The organism is Anaerotignum faecicola (genome assembly GCA_024460105.1).
Lineage (GTDB): Bacteria > Bacillota > Clostridia > Lachnospirales > Anaerotignaceae > JANFXS01.
This window is the reverse complement of the sequence record JANFXS010000240.1, coordinates 1-465: the sequence shown is the minus strand read 5'-3', so window position 1 is coordinate 465 and position 465 is coordinate 1. Positions and strand designations below refer to the sequence as shown.

The following is a 465-nucleotide window of genomic DNA, read 5'->3' as shown; positions in this document are numbered from 1 at the left end:
CATAAAAACGGATATTCTGACGGGTGATGCCTGTCAGCTGTTCCACCTCTTTAATCGTCATCGCACTCCGCCTCCTTTCAGCCTCAGAATAAGGGGTATACAGGGTATAATGTCAAGACTTATATGAGATTTTCCTTTATATTTTCTTCCATATGAGCAAATTGAACCTGCATTCCTAATGCGCGGTAAAAGGAAACCGCGCTTTCGTTAAAGTTCCAGACTGTCAGTTCCACACTGGAGGCTCCAGACAAAGCTGCGGTCTCTTTAACTTTTGCATACAGCATACGGCCTATTCCCTGACGACGAAAAGATTCCGATACAATAAAATCTTCTATATACAGAATTTTCTTTTTGCGGAGCAGCGGGGAATCCGTTTCGGTCAGTTTTGCAAAACAGAGACCTGCTGTTTCATCACCAATGGTTTTGGCAGTAAACAGAAAAAATGAGTCATTTTTCTGCATGGCC

1 protein-coding gene is annotated in these 465 nt (G+C 42.8%); it reads right to left on the bottom strand.

Going from position 1 to position 465, the window contains the following annotated elements:
* Positions 1-119 precede the first annotated feature (119 nt).
* Positions 120-465 (bottom strand): GNAT family N-acetyltransferase (locus NE664_13740; protein MCQ4727695.1); only part of this gene is annotated, 346 nt, incomplete at its 5' end.